Origin of the sequence: Sphingomonas sp. Leaf62, from assembly GCF_001421915.1 — a bacterium.
Lineage (GTDB): Bacteria > Pseudomonadota > Alphaproteobacteria > Sphingomonadales > Sphingomonadaceae > Sphingomonas.
Map to the genome: position 1 here is coordinate 18,292 of NZ_LMLN01000031.1, position 205 is coordinate 18,496.

Below are 205 nucleotides of genomic sequence, written 5' to 3' on the forward strand. Positions count from 1 at the left end.
AAGAATAGGCAGGTGTTCGATGCAGAAGGTACGGATGCCGTTGACGGCGGTTGCTCTTGCGATCGTTGCGACGATGCCGGCGAACGGACAGGTGCGCCAACCGACGCTGCCTCACATATCGACACAAAACGGTCGCCACTCTTTGCTGGTCGACGGTGCGCCGTTCCTGATGCTGGGCGTGCAGGCGAATAATTCGAGCAACTAT